At 70.1% G+C, this 17230-nt stretch carries 16 protein-coding genes; 14 read left to right on the top strand and 2 right to left on the bottom strand.

The window, feature by feature from the left end:
- Positions 1-97 precede the first annotated feature (97 nt).
- The gene (locus VF092_27635; GenBank protein ID HEX6751093.1) at positions 98-1330 is read right to left on the bottom strand and encodes a divalent metal cation transporter; all 1233 of its coding nucleotides are present in this window, start codon (positions 1328-1330) and stop codon (positions 98-100) included.
- Positions 1331-1333: 3 nt separating this feature from the next.
- On the bottom strand, positions 1334-1819 hold the full coding sequence (locus tag VF092_27630; protein ID HEX6751092.1) for a hypothetical protein: 486 nt from the start codon (positions 1817-1819) through the stop codon (positions 1334-1336).
- Positions 1820-2054: 235 nt separating this feature from the next.
- Between VF092_27630 and VF092_27625 the strand changes: the two genes are divergently transcribed.
- From VF092_27625 to VF092_27560, 14 genes are all read left to right on the top strand, one after another.
- Entirely contained in the window at positions 2055-4112 is a 2058-nt protein-coding gene (locus tag VF092_27625; protein HEX6751091.1) for a sensor domain-containing diguanylate cyclase, read from the top strand.
- A gap of 347 nt (positions 4113-4459) precedes the next feature.
- Positions 4460-5539, top strand: coding sequence for a quinolinate synthase NadA (gene nadA, locus VF092_27620; protein ID HEX6751090.1), 1080 nt, complete (start codon positions 4460-4462; stop codon positions 5537-5539).
- Between the two features lie 362 nt (positions 5540-5901).
- Complete coding sequence (locus VF092_27615) at positions 5902-6321, top strand: ACT domain-containing protein (GenBank protein ID HEX6751089.1); 420 nt, start codon at positions 5902-5904, stop codon at positions 6319-6321.
- Positions 6322-6460: 139 nt separating this feature from the next.
- Positions 6461-6904, top strand: a complete 444-nt coding sequence (locus VF092_27610; protein ID HEX6751088.1) for a peroxiredoxin — start codon at positions 6461-6463, stop codon at positions 6902-6904.
- 1 nt (position 6905) lies between these two features.
- Complete coding sequence (locus VF092_27605; protein HEX6751087.1) at positions 6906-7565, top strand: MBL fold metallo-hydrolase; 660 nt, start codon at positions 6906-6908, stop codon at positions 7563-7565.
- A gap of 160 nt (positions 7566-7725) precedes the next feature.
- Positions 7726-8424: a phosphoribosylglycinamide formyltransferase gene (gene purN / locus VF092_27600; GenBank protein ID HEX6751086.1), complete on the top strand. Its 699-nt coding sequence runs from the start codon at positions 7726-7728 to the stop codon at positions 8422-8424.
- 186 nt (positions 8425-8610) lie between these two features.
- Positions 8611-10170, top strand: coding sequence for a bifunctional phosphoribosylaminoimidazolecarboxamide formyltransferase/IMP cyclohydrolase (gene purH / locus VF092_27595; GenBank protein ID HEX6751085.1), 1560 nt, complete (start codon positions 8611-8613; stop codon positions 10168-10170).
- An 87-nt stretch (positions 10171-10257) separates the two neighbouring features.
- Positions 10258-10749, top strand: a complete 492-nt coding sequence (locus tag VF092_27590; GenBank protein HEX6751084.1) for a type II toxin-antitoxin system VapC family toxin — start codon at positions 10258-10260, stop codon at positions 10747-10749.
- Positions 10733-10912 (top strand): hypothetical protein, encoded by a 180-nt coding sequence (locus VF092_27585; protein HEX6751083.1) that lies wholly within the window; start codon positions 10733-10735, stop codon positions 10910-10912. The genes VF092_27590 and VF092_27585 overlap by 17 nt, the downstream gene beginning before the upstream one ends.
- A gap of 247 nt (positions 10913-11159) precedes the next feature.
- Positions 11160-12329 (top strand): nickel pincer cofactor biosynthesis protein LarC, encoded by a 1170-nt coding sequence (gene larC / locus VF092_27580; protein ID HEX6751082.1) that lies wholly within the window; start codon positions 11160-11162, stop codon positions 12327-12329.
- An 80-nt stretch (positions 12330-12409) separates the two neighbouring features.
- Positions 12410-13651 (top strand): hypothetical protein, encoded by a 1242-nt coding sequence (locus tag VF092_27575; protein ID HEX6751081.1) that lies wholly within the window; start codon positions 12410-12412, stop codon positions 13649-13651.
- Between the two features lie 302 nt (positions 13652-13953).
- Positions 13954-14496, top strand: a complete 543-nt coding sequence (locus tag VF092_27570; protein ID HEX6751080.1) for a hypothetical protein — start codon at positions 13954-13956, stop codon at positions 14494-14496.
- A 284-nt stretch (positions 14497-14780) separates the two neighbouring features.
- Complete coding sequence (der, locus tag VF092_27565; protein ID HEX6751079.1) at positions 14781-16109, top strand: ribosome biogenesis GTPase Der; 1329 nt, start codon at positions 14781-14783, stop codon at positions 16107-16109.
- Between the two features lie 145 nt (positions 16110-16254).
- Positions 16255-17199, top strand: a complete 945-nt coding sequence (locus tag VF092_27560; protein HEX6751078.1) for a hypothetical protein — start codon at positions 16255-16257, stop codon at positions 17197-17199.
- Positions 17200-17230 lie beyond the last annotated feature (31 nt).

Genomic DNA, 17230 nt, shown 5'->3' with positions numbered 1-17230 from the left:
CCCCCAGTCGGTTTTGGGGGGAGGGTCCGCGAAGCGGGGGAGGGGGGCCTCCGCGGCGGCCTCGCGCCGGCGCCGGGAACACGCACCGGCATCCTCATCATCCCCCCATCACCTGCAGGGGGATCGTCACCAGCGCGAGCACGAAGGCGATCATCACCGCGGCCATCACCACGAAGTTCGACAGGCGCCCGTTGCGGTGGTCGCCGAGGTAGCGCTTGTCGTTCATCAGCACCAGGAACGGCATGATGGCCAGCGGCAGGAACACCGCCGTCAGCGCCATGCTGAACACCGTCAGCCGCAGCGGGTCGATCCCCAGCATCATCGGCACCACGCCGAGCACGATGGCGATCGTGTACGTCACCGAGAAGCGCGACGCCTGGTGCGGCTTCTTGTTCTCCCCCCACACCCAGCCGAGCCCCTGCGCCAGCACGTACGAGACGGCCAGCGCCACCTCCAGCGCCGCGCCCAGGCAGGCGATCCCCAGCGACGCGGCGAAGAGGTAGAATCCCCAGCTCCCGCCGAGCGCCGAGGTCAGCCCCAGCGCCACCTGCTCGTAGTCGTCCACCTTGATGCCGCGCGGCAGGAACACCATCGCCGACACGATCAGCACGCTGCAGGCGACCACGCTCCCGAACGTCATCCCCACCCCCGCCACCATGCGGTTGGTGGCGATGTGGTCCAGCCCCCACCCGTCCTCCACCGCGCCGGCGGAGTAGAAGTAGAAGAGGTAGGGCGAGATGAGCGCGCCCAGGATGGAGACGGCGATGAACCAGTAGTGCGCCGAGTCGCCGCCGCCCGCGCCGCCGGGGATGAAGCCGCGCGCCACCTCGCCCGCCTCGGGATGTAGCCGCACCGCGCCGAACACGAAGGCGATGGTCACCAGCCCCAGCAGGGCCACGCCCTTCTCCAGCACGCCGAAGGTGCCCCGCCACAGCAGCAGCCAGGCGAACAGCCCCACCGGCAGCGCCCACCAGCGGAAGGGGACGCCGGTCACCAGCTGCAGCGCCAGGCAGATCCCCCCGATCTCCGAAGCCAGCACCAGCACGTCCACCACCAGCTCGGCGCCGCAGGTGGTGACGAAGAAGTTGAAGCCCAGCCGCTCGCGCATCCCCTCGCGGATGGTGTGCTTGCTGACCGCGGCGAAGCGCCCCGACATCTCCACCAGGAAGACAACGGCCAGCGTGCCCAGCGCGATCACCCACAGGTGGCGGAAGCCGAACTCCGCGCCCGCCTGCGACGAGGTGGCGATGGCGCCGACGTCCAGGTAGCCGCCGATGCTGGTCAGCACGCCGAGGGCGACCTCGACCAGCTGCCTGGGCTTGAGTGCCACGGCCTACTTCCCCGCGCCCGGGAGGCGCCGCGCGAGCGCCTCCAGCCCCGCGTCCTTCACCGCCAGCCCGCCCAGCTCCTGCCGCACCGCGGTGCGGTCCCCCCGCGCCACCGCGTCCGCCAGCCGCCGTGCCGCGTCCGCCGGCGCGCGCAGCCGCCCCAGCTCCGCGCGCAGCGGCGCGGGAACGCCCTCCCTGCGCAGCGCCTCGAACTCCGTCCCCAGCGTCTCCCCCGCCTTGCGGAAGGTGTCCTCCGCGTAGACGGTGGGCGCCTTCCCCGCCAGCCACATCTCCCCCGCCAGCCGCATGGTGGCCGTCCATGAGCGCGTGGACTCCACCGCCTCGCGCGCCCGCGTCTCCGGCGACCCCCCGCCGCAGGCCGCGATCGCCAGGACGAGCAGGAGCAGGGAGATGCGGACGCCTCCGCGTCTCCGCGTCTCCGCGTGAGAATCCAGGGAAGATCGGGATGGCGACGGGAGCAGGATGCGCATCCGGCCTCGTGTCGGCGCGACGAGCCGATCGGCGCCACCGCGCCGATCTGCGCGCCGGACGAACGCAACGGACGTACCGCGCCGCTGCCGATGCTAGACAGACATTGGATTTCGCTTCACACGACAGGGTCGCCGGCCGGTTGCGGGAGAGGGCGGAAGGCGTTACGATTCACGCGCTTACCTCCGCGCCGGAGTCCCGGCGCGACCCCGCTTTCCCGCAGTCCTCCGCGACCCCGTGTCGACCCGCGATCCGGCCCTCTCCCGGACGGCGCCCGCGCACCGGCGCCTGTTCCCGCTCGCCGCGCTCACCTACGCGCTGATGCTGACCGCGTGGGCGTACCAGACCGTCACCGGCCCCGACCCGGTCGACGCGAGCTGGGGGATGTTCACCGCCGTCATCGTCATCTACGCCGCGCTGTCGCTGGTCGCCGTGCGCCGCCGCCCGGAGAGCCCGCAGGTGGCGATGTTCGTGGTCGCCGGCCTCTCCATCGCGCTCACCATCGTCTGGCCGCTGCCGGAGCTGACGATGCGGCCCGTGGCGGCGCTGTATCCGCTGATCCTGGCCACGTCGCTGGTCTACGCGCTTCCCGTGGGCGTCTTCATCCACCTGGCCGCGCTCATCCCCCGTCCGCATCCGTGGGTCGAGCGCCGCCCGTGGCTCATCCCCGCCGCGTACGGGGTGGGGATCGCGCTCGGGCTGATGTCGTTCATCCCCTACGCGAACGCCATCACCCCCTTCCTGCCCTGGCGGTGGACGCTGGACGAGGTGCTGCGCTACGACGGCCGGCTGAACTACGCGGGGAACCTGATCGCCGGCGCCACCTGCATCGCCCTGCTGCAGCACGCGGCGCGTACGGACCGCAGCCCGGAAGGAAGGCGCCAGGCCGCGGTGGTGATGGCGGCGTTCGTCCCGTGGACCTTCCGCATGGCGCGCAAGCTCTTCTGGCGCCTGCCGCCGGACGTGGAGCGCTTCCTGGGGCTGCTGTCGCCGGCGACGATCCTGATCGTGGCGCTCGGCTTCTTCGTCGCCATCGCCGGCTTCCAGCTGTTCGGTCTGGGGAGATTGGCGAAGAAGGGCGTAACCTTCGGCCTCACCGTCGGCGTCCTTGCGGCGGTGACGTGGTTCAGCGTGATCGTGGTGGGCGCGGGCGCGCAGGAGGTGCTGGGGATCCAGCCCGGGCTGTGGGGCGGCGCGCTGCTGCTGGTGGGGATCGGCGTGGCCTTCCAGCCGCTGGCGCGCCGGATCGGCCACGGCTTCGACGTCTTCTTCTTCCGCGAGAAGCTGGCGCTGGCCAGGCTGCAGCGCACGATCATCCCCGAGCTGGCGGAGATCACGGGGCTGGACCAGACGGCCGAGCACCTGGTGCGGCGGATGAGCGACGAGCTGGGCGTGCGCTCGGCCGCGCTGCTGCTGGCCGACGAGCAGCGCCGCTTCTACCGCGTGCACGCCGTGGTGGGAGACGATGCGGACGCCGCCGCGCGCGAGGGCGTGGTGCGCGGCCGCGACCTGGGGGTGATCTGGCCCGAGGGCGCGCGCCATCCCCGCGCGCGGGCGGCCGGCGAGCCGGCGGAGGTGCGTCGCACGCTGGAGCTGCTGGGCGCGCGCTGGCTGATCCCCATGGAGTTCCGCGGCGAGCTGACCGGCGTCCTCGCGCTGGGCGAGGTGCGCAGCGGGACGGAGTTCGACCGCGACGACTTCGAGCGGATGGAGGTGCTGGCGCAGGAGGTGTCGGCGATGCTGGAGAACGCGCGGCTGTTCGGCCTGGCCACGCGCGACCACCTCACCGGCCTGCCGCACCGCCGCGTGTTCGAGGAGCGGCTGGCGCTGGAGCTGGAGCGCGCGCGGCGCCACTACCGGCCGTTCGTGCTGGGATTGGCGGACGTGGACGACTTCAAGCGCATCAACGACACGCACGGCCACGCCGCCGGCGACCGCGTGCTGCGCCGGGCAAGCGCCGCGCTGGCCGCGCTGGGCCGCGCCATCGACGTGATCGCGCGCTACGGCGGCGAGGAGTTCGCCGTGCTGCTGCCCGAGACGGACGCGGACGGCGCCCGCGCCCTCGGCCAGCGCATCCGCGAGGCGGTGGCGCCGGCGGGCGAGGGCGGCGCGCGGGTGACGGTGAGCGCCGGCCTCTACGTGGTGGGCCCCGCCGACCTGGAGCGCGACCGCGACGAGCTGGTGCGCCTGGCCGACCAGGCGCTGTACGAGGCCAAGCACAGCGGCAAGGACCGCGTCGTCCTCGCCGGCGCGGTCGACGTGGCGGCGGAGACGGGCGTGGTGGCGGCAGGGTAGGCCGCTGTCAGACGGGCGGGTAAACCCGCGGCTGGAACATTGGGAAGCCTGCTGCGCAGGCTGCGGAGTCTGCCCTTCGCGCTATCCGCAATCACTCGCGCCGCCACATCCCCGCATGCAGTTGAAGCCTCGCGCAGTTTGCGAGGCTTTCCATTGTTCCAGCCGCGGGTTTACCCGCCCGTGAGGAGAGCTGGTCCAAGCATCCGACCACACGGCCTCTTGCGCGAAAACACCTGTGCCGCGATCTTTCTCAAGTCGAGAATGTTACTCGCCTGTGATTTCGCGGATGCGAGGACGCTCGGCGCCCGACGAACGTGCACTCGAGCCTCCCTCTGGAGGTGAGGAATATGATCCAGATCGCGCAGAAGCCCGGTTCGCCGCTGGAGTACGCCGCTCTCCCCCGAGAGGAGCTGGCGGAGCGCATCGCCGCGCGCAAGCGCGAGTTGAACGCGGTGATCCTGGGGCACAACTACCAGCGCGTGGAGATCCAGGAGGTCAGCGACTACCTGGGCGACTCGCTGGGGCTGTCGCAGGAGGCGGCGCAGACCGACGCCGACGTGATCGTGTTCTGCGGCGTGCACTTCATGGCCGAGACGGCGAAGATCCTGTCGCCGGACAAGACCGTGCTGATGCCCGACCTGCGCGCCGGCTGCCCGATGGCCGACTTTGTCACCGGCGACGCGCTGCGGCGGCTGAAGGCGCGCTACCCCGGCGCAGCCGTCGTCGCGTACGTCAACTCCACCGCCGAGGTCAAGGCGGAGAGCGACATCTGCTGCACCAGTGCCAACGCGGTGCAGGTGGTGGAGTCGATCTCCCGCGACCGCACCATCCTCTTCGTCCCCGACCGTAACCTGGCGAAGTACACGGCGGAGAAGACGGGCCGCCCGTACGCGATCGCCGGGCGCGAGGGTGCGGGCGAGGTGGAGCCCGGCAGCATCGTGGCCTGGGACGGCTACTGCTACGTGCACGACGACCTGGTGCTCGACGAGCTGGCGCAGGCGAAGAAGAAGCATCCCCGCGCGCTGGTCGTCATCCACCCCGAGGCCCGCTCCGACCTGCTGGCCCAGGCCGACGTCGTAGCCTCGACGAGCAGGATGGTCGACATCGCCGAGCAGAACGACGAGGTGATCTTCGGCACCGAGCGCGGAATCGTGGACCGGCTGAAGGCGCGCTTCCCGGAGAAGACGCTGGTCCCGCTGAGCGGCGCGGCGATCTGCGGGAACATGAAGGTGAACACGCTGGCCAAGCTGGCGTGGTGCCTGGACCACGAGCAGCACGAGATCGTGCTGGACGAGGACGTGCGCGTCCGCGCCGAGCGGTCTCTGCGCCGCATGCTGGAGCTCTCCGGCGGCTGGCGCGCGCCCACCGGGGCCGAGCAGGCGCTCGAGGAAGCCGGCCTGCGCAAGAGCGGCTGCGGCTGCGCGTAAACCGCATCGGGAGATGAAGATCGAGGGGGCGCCGGAGACGATCCGGCGCCCCTTCGCCTGTATTGTGTGTCGCCGGGCTCGGTGGCCGGGCGGATGAATCCACGGCAACAACCGCACGAAGTCGCTGCGCGACTGACGCCCGATATCTGTTCGTCCCGCAAGCGTTCGTGCACGCGCTGAGTTCTCCCCTCCCCTGCGAAGCGGGGGAGGGGCCGGGGGAGGGGGCCTCCGCGGCGGGGACAGCGCCGGGATCGGAGACCCGTGCCTACGCGTTTCCCCGGGCGAGGTGTGAAACGCCAAATCGTTGCAGTTGGCTCGCGGGATGCGCATCATCCCTCGTCTCCACCTCACCGGTGACGAGGATGATCCGGAGAAGGAAGAAGCGCGAGCCGCCGCCGTCCCTCACGCTGACGCTGCTGGACGACACCTTCGCCGTCTCGAAGCTGTCGCCCGACGAGGTCGTCCCCGTGTGGGCGTGGACCGGTGAGGTGGCGTGCGTCACCCGCACCCGCGACGAGCTGTCCATCGTCTGCCGCGCCGACCTGGTGCCGCCCGAGGTGCTCAGCGAGTCCGGCTGGCGCGCGCTCCGCGTGAAGGGGCCGCTCGCCTTCGCGCTGACCGGCGTGTTCGCGCGCATCGCGCAGCCGCTGGCCAACGCCGGCATCTCCCTCTTCGCGGTGATGACCTACGACACCGACTACGTGATGGTGAAGGAGGAGCGCCTGGCCGACGCCGTGCAGGCGCTGATGGACGCCGGCCACGTCGTGCAGGTCCGCGTGTAGCAGTTTCGCGTGTAGCAGATCACTGACGCCGCCCGGAATTGACCCGAGGCGGCGTCGCGCGTCTGGAGCAGTTGCCTCGGCGGCCCCGCGGTGCGAGATTCGAAACATCTCCCCACCCACAGCTCCTATGGAGACCCACATGGCCGAAGAGCTTCTGCCCGTCGGCGCCGAGGCGCCCAACTTCGAGGCGCAGACCACCGACGGCGGGCGCATCTCGCTCGGGCAGTTCCGCGGCAGCAAGTCCGTGCTCCTGATGTTCTATCCCAAGGACGACACCCCCGGCTGCACGCGGCAGATGTGCACCGCGCGCGACGAGGGGAAGGAGTACGAAGAGGCCGGCGTGCGCCGCTTCGGCGTGAACCCGGGCGGGTTCGAGAGCCATCGCAAGTTCGCCGACAAGTACATGCTGGACTTTCCGCTGATCATCGATCAGGACGCGGAGATCGCCAGCGCGTACGGGGTGCTGAAGGAGAACGGCGGCGTGGGGCGCGCCACCTACCTGATCGACCCCGACGGCCGCATCGCCTTCGCGGCGGCCGGGGCGCACGGCGCCGACGAGGTGCTGGGGGCGCTGCGTGGGTGAGATGCGGGGCGACGTCGTCGTCCGCGGCTTCACCGGCGGGGTGTTCGCCGAGAACACGTACCTGGTGAGCTGCGCGGGCACCGGCGCGGGGATCCTGGTCGATCCCGGCGCGGCCACCGCGCAGGCGCTGGCCGAGGCCCGGCGGCAGGGGATCACGATCGAGCGCATCGTGCTGACCCACGCGCACGTCGACCACGTGGAGGGGCTGGGGCTGGCGAAGGCGGAGACGGGCGCGCCGATCCACCTGCATCCCGACGACGCGGAGCTCTACCGCGCGGCGCCGCTGCAGGCGCAGTGGTTCGGCGTGCGCATGGACCCGCTCCCGCCGGTGGACCACCCGCTGGTGCCGGGAGAGACGGTGCGCTTCGGCGAGTGCGAGCTGGCGATCCGGTTCGCGCCCGGCCACGCGCCCGGCCACGTGATCCTGGTGGGCGACGGGGTGGCGATGGTGGGCGACGTGATCTTCTCCGGCTCCATCGGCCGCACCGACCTTCCCGGCGGCGATTTCGCCACCCTGATGCGCTCGATCCGCGAGCAGGTGCTGACCCTTCCGGACGCGACCACGCTCCACACCGGCCACGGTCCGGACACCACCGTGGGCCACGAGCGCATCTCCAACCCGTTCATCATCGGCAACTACGGCGGCAGCCAGTTCGCCTGAAACTGTATTTCTCACGCGGAGACGCGGAGGCGCGGAGAACTCATCGAAGTCCTCCGCGCCTCCGCGTCTCCGCGTGAGTCCTCAGATCCCCTGTCCCCTGTCCCCTGTCCCCTGTCCCCTGTAGCTTTCCGGCCTCCAAAAAACCGGGACCGGAAGAGCCGTGAACGAGCCCAAGCGCGTCGCCGTGTTCGCCAGCGGCGGGGGGACGAACCTGCAGGCGCTGATCGACCACTTCAATCCCGCGCCGGCGCCCGCCGCGCGGGTGGAGCTCGTGGTGGTCAGCCGCGCAGGCGTCGGCGCGCTCGACCGCGCGGCGCGCTCCGGCGTCCCCTTCGTGGTGCTCGACGCGCGCGAGATCGGCGCCGAGGCGCTGGCCGCGAAGATGCTGGCCGAGCTGGAGCGGCACGCGATCGACATCGTCGTGCTGGCCGGGTGGCTGCAGCTGGTGCCGACGGAGGTGGTCGAGCGCTACCACGGGCGGATGCTCAACATCCACCCCGCGCTCCTTCCCGGCTTCGGCGGGAAGGGGATGTACGGAATCCGCGTGCACCGCGCGGTGATCGAGTCCGGCGTGCGCGTATCCGGCGCCACCGTGCACCTGGTGAGCGATCGCTACGACGAGGGGCGGATCGTGGCCCAGTGGCCCGTCCCCGTCCTCCCCGGCGACACGCCCGAGGCGCTGGCCGCGCGCGTGCTGGCTGTAGAGCACCGCATCTTTCCGCTCGCCGTGGAAGCAATCGCGCGTGGAGATGCTCCGCATGCGGTGGTGGGCCCGCTCTGCTTCGACCTGATCGAGGCCCCGTCGCCCCCCGAGCAGTCCATCCGCGCCACGATGGCGGAGATTCCGCGCGGTGGCTGAGGTACACGCCGAGTCGCCGCGAGCGAAGCGAGCCCAGGTCCCTCCCCCAGTCGGTTTTGGGGGAGGGACAGCCGCGAAGCGGCAGGGAGAGGGCCTCGCGGGACGGCCGAAGCGCCGTATATGGCTTGAATCCCAACGATTCTCTCCAGGATCGATCTCAACGATTCTCGTCAGGATAGATCGAAGATGCCCAGGGCGCTGCTGAGCGTATCGGACAAGACGGGGCTGGTGGAGTTCGCGCGGACGCTGCTGGAGCGCGGCTGGCAGCTCCTTTCCACCGGCGGCACCGCGCGCGCGCTTCGGGACGCCGGCGTGCCGGTGATGGACGTGGCCGACGTCACCGGCCACCCGGAGTTGATGGACGGGCGCGTGAAGACGCTCCATCCCGCCATCCACGCGGGCCTCCTGGGCCGCCGCGCGCACGCCGACGACGTGGAGCAGATGCAGGCCCACGGCTACAAGCCCATCGACCTCGTCGCCGTCAACCTCTACCCCTTCCGCGAAACGGTCGCGCGCCCCGGCGTCACCGTCGACGAGGCGATCGAGAACATCGACATCGGCGGGCCGTCGATGCTGCGCTCCGCCGCGAAGAACCACGAGAGCGTCTGGGTGGTCGTCGACCCGGCCGACTATCCGCGCGTGCTGGCCGGCCTCGACGCGGACGACGACGACGGGCGCGCGCTCCGCCGCGAGCTGGCGGTGAAGGTGTACGCCCACACCTCGGCGTACGATGCGGCCATCGCGGGCTACCTCGGCGGGGTGGGGAAGGAGGGCGATTCCGCGCCCGCGCTGGCCGATTCGATCCGCCTCGACCTGGCCAGGGTGCAGGATCTCCGCTACGGCGAGAACCCCGACCAGCGCGCCGCCTTCTACCGCGACGAGGCGGCCGCCGGCGGGCTCCCCGCGATGCGGCAGCTGCACGGCAAGGAGCTGTCGTTCAACAACCTCATCGACGTCGACGCCGCGCTCTTCGCAGTCTCGGCGTGGGGCGACTCGGATCTCGCCGCGTGCGCGATCATCAAGCACACCACGCCGTGCGGCATCGCCGTGGGCGCGGACCCGGCCGAGGCGTACCGCAAGGCGCTGTCGACGGATCCCACCAGCGCCTTCGGCTCGGTGATCGCCTTCAACCGCGAGGTCGGCGAGGAGGCGGCCGCGCTCCTGCGCCCGAACTTCGTCGAAGCCATTGTCGCCCCGTCGTTCCACGAGGCCGCGCTGAAGGTGCTGACGGAGAAGAAGAACCTGCGCCTGATCGTCCTCCCGCCGTCGGACGCGGGAGATGACCTCGATTTCAAGCGCGTCCGCGGCGGCTTCGTCGTCCAGACGCGTCTGTCGATGCGCTTTCCCGAAGACGAGTGGCGGGTGGTGACGAAGCGCTCGCCCGAGCCGGAGGAGCTGGACGACCTGCGCTTCGCCTGGCGCGCGGTGGCGTCGGTCAAGTCGAACGCCATCCTCCTGGCGCGCGGCGGGACGGCGCTGGGGATCGGCGCGGGGCAGATGAGCCGCGTGGACAGCTCGCGCATCGCGGTGATGAAGGCGCGCGACAACGGCTTCGACCTGGCCGGCGCGGCGCTGGCCTCCGACGCGTTCTTCCCCTTCCGCGACGGGGTGGACGCGGCGGCCGGGGCCGGCGTGCGCGCCATCATCCAGCCCGGCGGCTCCGTCCGCGACGAGGAGGTGATCGCCGCCGCCGACGAGCACGGCATCGCCATGGTCTTCACCGGCCGCCGGCTGTTCCGGCATTGACGTCGGAGTCTGGTCCGTTCTCCGTCGAACGAGGGTGGAGCGAAGACGGGCGATTGCATTCTCCTTGGAACAGATTAGCATTCGAAGATGCCGACACCTGCGGTTTACATCGAGACATCCATACCGAGCTTCTATTTCGAGTCGCGTCCGGAGCCGAGCATGCAGGCCCGCCGAGAATGGACGCGAGAATGGTGGGCCGTTGCCCAAGGGCGGTACCGGCTGTTCACCAGCGAGGCTGTGCTGGATGAGCTAAGCAGGGGCGAGTATGAGAAGAAGGCGGATTGTCTTGCGCTGATGCAAAGTCTGCCGGTTCTCCGGGTTGAACCTGCCATCGCCGAGATCGTGGCAACATACCTGCGGCACCGGCTTATGCCGGCTGATCCAACTGGCGATGCGCTACACCTGGCATTGGCAAGCCAGAACAAGTGCGACTTTCTGCTGACGTGGAACTGCACTCATCTGGCGAATGCAAATAAGTTCGGGCACATCCGGCGGGTGAATACGATGCTGGGATTGTTCGTCCCGACCCTGACTACGCCACTGGAACTGCTAGGAGGGAACGATGGCCGATCAGATTGATCCCACGCTGGAACGCATTCGGCGCGTGCGGCATGAGATCTCGGCTGCCTGTGACCATGATCCATACAAGCTGGTCGAGTACTACATGCGCCTCCAAGAACAGCATCGAGACAGGCTCGTCGACACAGCGGAGCCTGCTGAACCGAAGAAGACTGCCGCTTGACGGTCGGCTCGCCTGCTGGAGGAATCGCCTGTGCTCCGATCGTCTCGCTTGCATATCCAACCGAAGCCCTGATCGGGGCTATCGTGGGGCGGACCTCCGGGTCTGCCCTTCTGCATTGTGGTGGTGAGGCGCGACCGTCATGGGGGCGAAGTGCGCCGCTGCGTCAGATCCCCGCGTCTCCATACGTTTGACGGAAACTCGCGGCCGGGGTAGTTTGCGACTCCCAACCCCGGACCGACCGAGAGCCTTGCGCGGACTGATCTTCGACCCCTTCGCCGGGATCAGCGGCGACATGACGGTGGGCGCCCTGCTGGACCTGGGGCTGCCGCTCGAGTGGCTGCAGTCCTTCGTCGCCGGCCTGAGCCTGGGCGACGTGCGCGTGGGCGCCGAGCGCGTCAATCGCAAGGGGATCGCCGCCACGCGCCTGCTGCTGGAGCTGCCGCACGAGCACGCCCATCGCCATCTCCACCACGTGGTGAAGATCATCGAGGGCACCGGCGTGGCTCCCGAGGTCCGCGACCGGGCGGTGCACGCGTTCACCCTCCTCGCCCACGCCGAGGCCGAGGTGCACGGGACGACGGTGGAGCGCGTGCACTTCCACGAGGTGGGCGCGGTCGACGCCATCGTCGATATCCTGAGCGCGGTCGCGGGATGCGCGGAGCTGGGCGCGGGGGAGTTCTGGACGCGGCCCGTCGCCCTCGGCCGCGGATGGGTCGACATGGAGCACGGGCACTTTCCCGTGCCCCCGCCCGCGGTGCTCAAGTTGTTGCACGGCATCGAGGTAGCGGACCCTTCGTTCGAGGGCGAGTGTACGACGCCCACCGGCGCAGCCCTGCTGGCCGCGCTCACCGGCGGCCGCGCGGCGCCGCCCGCGTACACGCCCGTGGCCAGCGGCTTCGGCGCGGGCACCCGCGACCCGCAGGACCGCCCGAACGTGCTCCGCCTCATCCTCGTCGAGCCGCGGGGAGTGGGGGACGAGAGCGTGCTCGTGGTGCAGTGCGACGTGGACGACCTGCCGCCCGAGTACGTGCCCACGCTGATGGAGGCGGTGCTGGCCGCCGGCGCGCTGGACTGCACGGCCACGCCGCAGGTGATGAAGAAGGGGCGCCCCGGCGTGCGCGTCGAGGCGCTGGCGCCGGCGGAGCGGCTGGATGCGGTCACCGGCGCGCTCTTCCACGCGGGCTCGTCGATCGGCGTGCGCTGGTGGCCGGCGCGGCGGACGGTGCTGCCGCGGCGGATGGAGACGGTGACGTGGCGGGGCGAGGAGGTGCGGGTGAAGCGCTCGTCGCTCCCGGGTGGGGGCGAGCGGGCCAAGCCCGAGTTCGAGGACGTGGTGCGCGCCGCCGGACGGCTGGGGATCACCCCGCTGGCGGCGTACCGCGCCATGCTGTCGGAGGGCGTGGCGGCCGAGGGATAGCCCGGACCGCCGCAGCGCAGGAAAACCCGCTCCCACCGATTGGGCGGGCGGAACGAACATCCCCACGGAGGACGACCCTCATGAACACCCGGAACGGGCTCCTGCTGGCCCTGGGCGTCGCCACGCTCGCCAGCGTGCTTCCCGGTGGCGGCGCGGCCGCGCAGCGCAACCGCGCGGGCGCCGCGTCGCTGCCGCAGGTGGCGTGCGCCAGCGGCGCGCGCGCCTCGTCGGCCGCGGCCGACGCGCAGGCGGTGATCAACCAGACCTACCTGCCGCGCAACGCCAACCAGAAGCCCGCGCTCTTCCAGCAGGCCTACGACAAGGCCATGGCGGGCGCGCAGACCGACCCCAACAACCCGTTCAACTACTACGTGGCGGCGGCCGCGGCGGTGGGACTGAACCAGCCGGCGCGCGCCGACTCGCTGTACGCGCGCACGCTGCAGCTGTGCCCCGAGTTCGCCAGCGAGGTGGCGCCGCAGCGGCAGCAGCTGGGCGGACAGGCCATGGAGGCCGCGCGCCAGGCCATCGCCGACCGGCACGACACCACGGCGGCCATCTCGCTCTGGCAGACGGCCAGCGCGCTCGACAGCACGCTGACCGACGCCTCGTTCTACGCGGCGTACTTCAGCTCGCGGCGCGGCAACCAGGCGCAGGCCATCCCCCTGTACCGCCGCCTGCTGGCGGGGCCGGCGCCCGCGGCTAACGACACCAACGCCATCGAGCGTCGCAACGTGGCGATGGACGAGGTCCTGGCCTACGCGGGGCAGAAGATCAACGACAAGCAGTTCGCCGAGGCCGACCAGCTGCTGCGCGACCTGCAGCGCGCCGATCCCAACAACCGCAACGTCCTGTACTACCGCTCGCTGGCGCTGTACAGCCTGCAGCGCTGGCAGGACCTCCTTCCGGTGGCCGAGAAGGAGGTGCAGATCGATCCGCTGAACGGCAACGAGTGGCTGATCCTGTTCTCGGCGCACAAGGGGCTGGCCGACGCGGCCAAGGCGCAGAACAACACCGCGTCCGAGCAGCAGCACCGGATGGCGGCCATCCGCCTGCAGAACCCCGACTCGCTGCAGGTGACGGTGGACCAGGTGGGGCTGAACATCAGCGGCGGCACGGTCACGGTGAAGGGCGTGGTCACCGGCGCGGCGGCGCGCCCGGGAGCGGCCGTCAAGCTGGAGTTCACCCTCACCTCGCCCGCGGGCGACGTGGGGACGGGGACGGTGACGGTGGCGGCCCCCGTGCGCGGCGCCAACACGCCGTTCGAGGTGCCGATCCAGGTCACCAGCCAGCCCACCAGCTTCCGGTACCGGATCGCGCCATAGGGACTGAGTGCGTGAGTGCGTGAGTGCGCTCACTGCCGCTCGAAGGCCGGAAGAGCCGAGACGGACCGCGTCTCGGCTCTTTTTTCACCTCGATCCCCTGCGAGGCAAGTGAATCGCCACGCTCGTGACGCGCCAACGCACTCCCGCACTCCCGCCCTCCCGCACTCCCGCACTCCCGCACTCCCGCACTCCCGCACTTGTCGTTCTCCCCCCGCATGGATCTTGCGCAAACCCCGCTCGCGGCGAACGTTTTCCCCGCGCGAACTTCCATCAGACGAGAAAGCGGACCGGGAGCCCATCCGTTGACCGAGACCTCCGAAGCGACCTACGCCTGTCCCCGCTGCGAGGCGGAATACGCCGGGAGCGACGCCTGCCCCGTGTGCGGCACCCTGCGCGAGGGCGGCGTGCCGTGCGACGACGACCCGTCGAAGACCGCGCACTCGCGCTGCGTGATCTGCGGCCGCGCCGTGTGCGGCGACCCGCCCGAGGGGCGCATGGCCGCGCTCTGCGACGAGCACCGCAGCGTCCCCGTCTACGAGGGGTTCGCGCAGGTCTACACCAACAACAACGAGCTCGACGCGCAGCTGGTGGTGGAGAACCTGCGCGCCGAGGGTATCGACGCCACCCTGTTCGCGCAGACCGACCGCTCCTTCCCGATGGACATCGGCGAGATGAGCATCGCCCGCGTGCTGGTGCCGACCTTCGAGTACCAGCAGGCGCTCGAGCTCATCCGCGAGTACATGGACACCGAGGGCGAGGTGGTCTTCGCCTGCCCCAGCTGCGGCGAGGTGTACGAGCCCGGCCAGGAGACCTGCGCCAACTGCGGCGCGTCGCTGGTGGGCTGAACGGCGCGGCCCACGCGGCCGGCCGGCGAGCGGTTCCCGGCGTGCCGGAGCCGCTCGTGTTCGTTTGAGTGCGGAAGTGCGAGAGTGCGAGAGTGCGAGAGTGCGAGAATACGGCGGCCTGGCGATGCTCCAGAGCGACGTCATCCTGAGGCCGGCCAGACCGTAATCGGCGTCTGCACGGAAGGTTGCAGGCCGAAGGATCTATAGCCGCGTAAGCACGCGATTCGACGAAATGCACCGAATCTCCAGCGATTCGGTTCGAGGACATTCAGCGGGACGGAGACGTGAAGCTACCGGTGGTGGCCGTGGTGGGACGGCCGAACGTGGGGAAGTCGACCTTCTTCAACCGCGTGCTGGGACAGCGCCTGGCCATCGTCGAAGACCGGCCGGGCGTGACGCGCGACCGCAACTTCGCGCGCGCGGACTGGAACGGGCGCCAGTTCTACCTGGTCGACACCGGCGGGATGGTGGAGGGGAGCGACGAGCCCATGGACCGCCTGATCCGCGAGCAGGTGCTGGCCGCCATCGGCGAGGCCGACGTGCTGGTGCTGGTGACCGACGGCAAGGCCGGGCCGCACCCGCTGGACTACGCCATCGCCGAGCACCTGCGGCGTGCGGCCAAGCCGACGGTTCTCGTCGTCAACAAGATCGACAACCTGGGCTCGCCCACCGCGCTGGCGCACCACGACTTCTGGGACATGGGGCTGGGCGAGCCGCTCCCCGTCTCCTCGACCAGCGGCAAGGGGAGCGGCGACGTGCTGGACCGCATCGTCTTCGACCTCCCCGAGATCGAGGGCGAGGAGGAGGAGGCGCTCCGCGTCGCGGTGATCGGCAAGCCGAACGTAGGGAAGTCCTCCTTCGTCAACCGCCTGCTGGGCGAGGAGCGGCTGGTCGTCTCCGACGTGGCGGGAACCACGCGCGACGCCATCGACACCCCCATGCAGTTCAAGGGGCGGCGGCTGGTGTTCGTCGACACCGCGGGGCTGCGGCGCCAGTCGAAGATCGAGGAGGGGGTCGAGTTCTACAGCGCCATCCGCACCGAGCGGGCGATCGAGCGCGCGGACGTGTGCCTGCTGCTGGTGGATGCCACCCTGGGACCCATCTCGGTGCAGGACCTGAAGGTGGCCGAGAAGGCGTGGGACGCGGGGTGCGGATTGATCATCGTCGTCAGCAAGTGGGACCTGGTGGAGAAGGAGACGATGACGGCGCCGCAGTTCGAGAAGGAGATCCGCGAGCGCGCCCCCTTCCTGAAGTGGGTGCCGATCCTCTTCACCAGCGCGAAGACGGGGCAGCGGGTGCACCGCGTGCTGGACCTGATCGTGGACGTGCAGGAGCAGCGGCAGCGCCGCGTCGCCACGCACGAGGTGAACGAGGTGATGCGGGCGCTGGTCACGCGCGCCAAGCCGCCGGCGTACATGAACCACCCGGTGAAGCTGCTCTACGCCACGCAGGTGGCCGTGGCGGCGCCGACGTTCGTGATCTTCAGCAACCACCCCGACGGGATCCCGGAGAGCTACGTGCGCTACCTGCAGAACGGCTTCCGCGACGCGTGGGGGTTCATGGGCGTGCCGCTACGGATCAACCTGCGCCACCGCAGCGAGGACGAGGAGTAGCGGGGGGCGGCCGGTTTCGGCGCCAGGGAGGCCGGGCGAATGAAACGCTTGGTGGGAATCTAAACAAAGTGATAGACGAAGGTGCCTGTGCACGGTAAAGTTCGCCAAGGCAAAGACCTATCCCCGCAAGGACAGGAGCGAACCTATGCTGTGCACAGACACCTTCGTGGTCGAACTGTACTGCTTGGTGGATGACTTCTGCAAGGGAACGCCACCCAGCTTCGTCGAGCGCAACATCTGGGATTGTGGACGCAAGCGCTCGCTGAGCCGCAGCGAGGTGGTCACGCTCTCTGTCTTCGGCCAGCTCTGGCGATTCCGCAGTGAGCGGGATTTCTGGAGCTTCGGCAAGCAGAAGCTGCGGCATCTCTTCCCGGATCTTCCGGATCGGGCGGAGTTCGTGCGGGGCCAGCTTCGCTTCGGCCCCACGATCGAGGCGTTCTCGGTGCACATCGCCCAGCTTCTGAACCCCGAGGATGCGGGGTACGAGGTGATCGACCGCTGCGGGGTGGCAACCCGCTGGTGTGGCCGCCGCGGTCGAGACTGGCTGGGCGGGTACGCCAACAAAGGGCTCTGCAGCCGGATTGGTTACTTCTGGGGTCTGCAGTTGCTCAGCTCGGTAACCGACGAGGGAGTGATCACGGGGTACGGCGTGGCCCCTGGAAGCACGAAAGACCAGCCGATGGCCACGGCACTGTTCGCGGTGCGCCGGAAAGCCGACGCTCGCCTGCCCAGCGCAGGTGTGACCATGGGGGGTGGCTACTATGTGGTCGACCGCGGCTTTTCGGGACCCCGGCGACGCCGGGAATGGAGAGATGCGTACGGCGCGCTGGCGGTAGGACCGCAGCAGAAGGGGCACGGGTCCGCCTGGCCGAAGGACTGGGCGCAATGGGCCGCAGGACTGCGGCAGATCGTAGAAACCGTGCACGACCGTCTGGTGAACTTCTTCCGCCTCGGCCGCGAACGCCCACACTGCATCGAGGGCTTCAAGGCACGTCTGGCGGCCAAGGTGGCGCTGCACAACTTCTTCATCTGGATGAATCGCAAGCATGCGCGCCCTGCACTTCAGTTTGCGGATTTGCTCGCTTGGTGAATCCCACCAAGCGTTGAATTCGCGGCAACAA

The organism is Longimicrobium sp. (assembly GCA_036377595.1).
GTDB lineage: Bacteria > Gemmatimonadota > Gemmatimonadetes > Longimicrobiales > Longimicrobiaceae > Longimicrobium.
The sequence above is the reverse complement of the archived record's forward strand: the minus strand, read 5'-3'. Positions and strand labels throughout refer to the sequence as shown.

Bases quoted from the DNA above. Each gene is read 5' to 3' on its own strand.
- VF092_27630 (HEX6751092.1), bottom strand. From the start codon at position 1,819: ATGCGCATCCTGCTCCCGTCGCCATCCCGATCTTCCCTGGATTCTCAC.
- nadA (HEX6751090.1), top strand. From the start codon at position 4,460: ATGATCCAGATCGCGCAGAAGCCCGGTTCGCCGCTGGAGTACGCCGCT.
- VF092_27615 (HEX6751089.1), top strand. From the start codon at position 5,902: ATGATCCGGAGAAGGAAGAAGCGCGAGCCGCCGCCGTCCCTCACGCTG.
- VF092_27610 (HEX6751088.1), top strand. From the start codon at position 6,461: ATGGCCGAAGAGCTTCTGCCCGTCGGCGCCGAGGCGCCCAACTTCGAG.
- VF092_27605 (HEX6751087.1), top strand. From the start codon at position 6,906: ATGCGGGGCGACGTCGTCGTCCGCGGCTTCACCGGCGGGGTGTTCGCC.
- purH (HEX6751085.1), top strand. From the start codon at position 8,611: ATGCCCAGGGCGCTGCTGAGCGTATCGGACAAGACGGGGCTGGTGGAG.
- VF092_27590 (HEX6751084.1), top strand. From the start codon at position 10,258: ATGCCGACACCTGCGGTTTACATCGAGACATCCATACCGAGCTTCTAT.
- VF092_27585 (HEX6751083.1), top strand. From the start codon at position 10,733: ATGGCCGATCAGATTGATCCCACGCTGGAACGCATTCGGCGCGTGCGG.
- VF092_27575 (HEX6751081.1), top strand. From the start codon at position 12,410: ATGAACACCCGGAACGGGCTCCTGCTGGCCCTGGGCGTCGCCACGCTC.
- VF092_27560 (HEX6751078.1), top strand. From the start codon at position 16,255: ATGCTGTGCACAGACACCTTCGTGGTCGAACTGTACTGCTTGGTGGAT.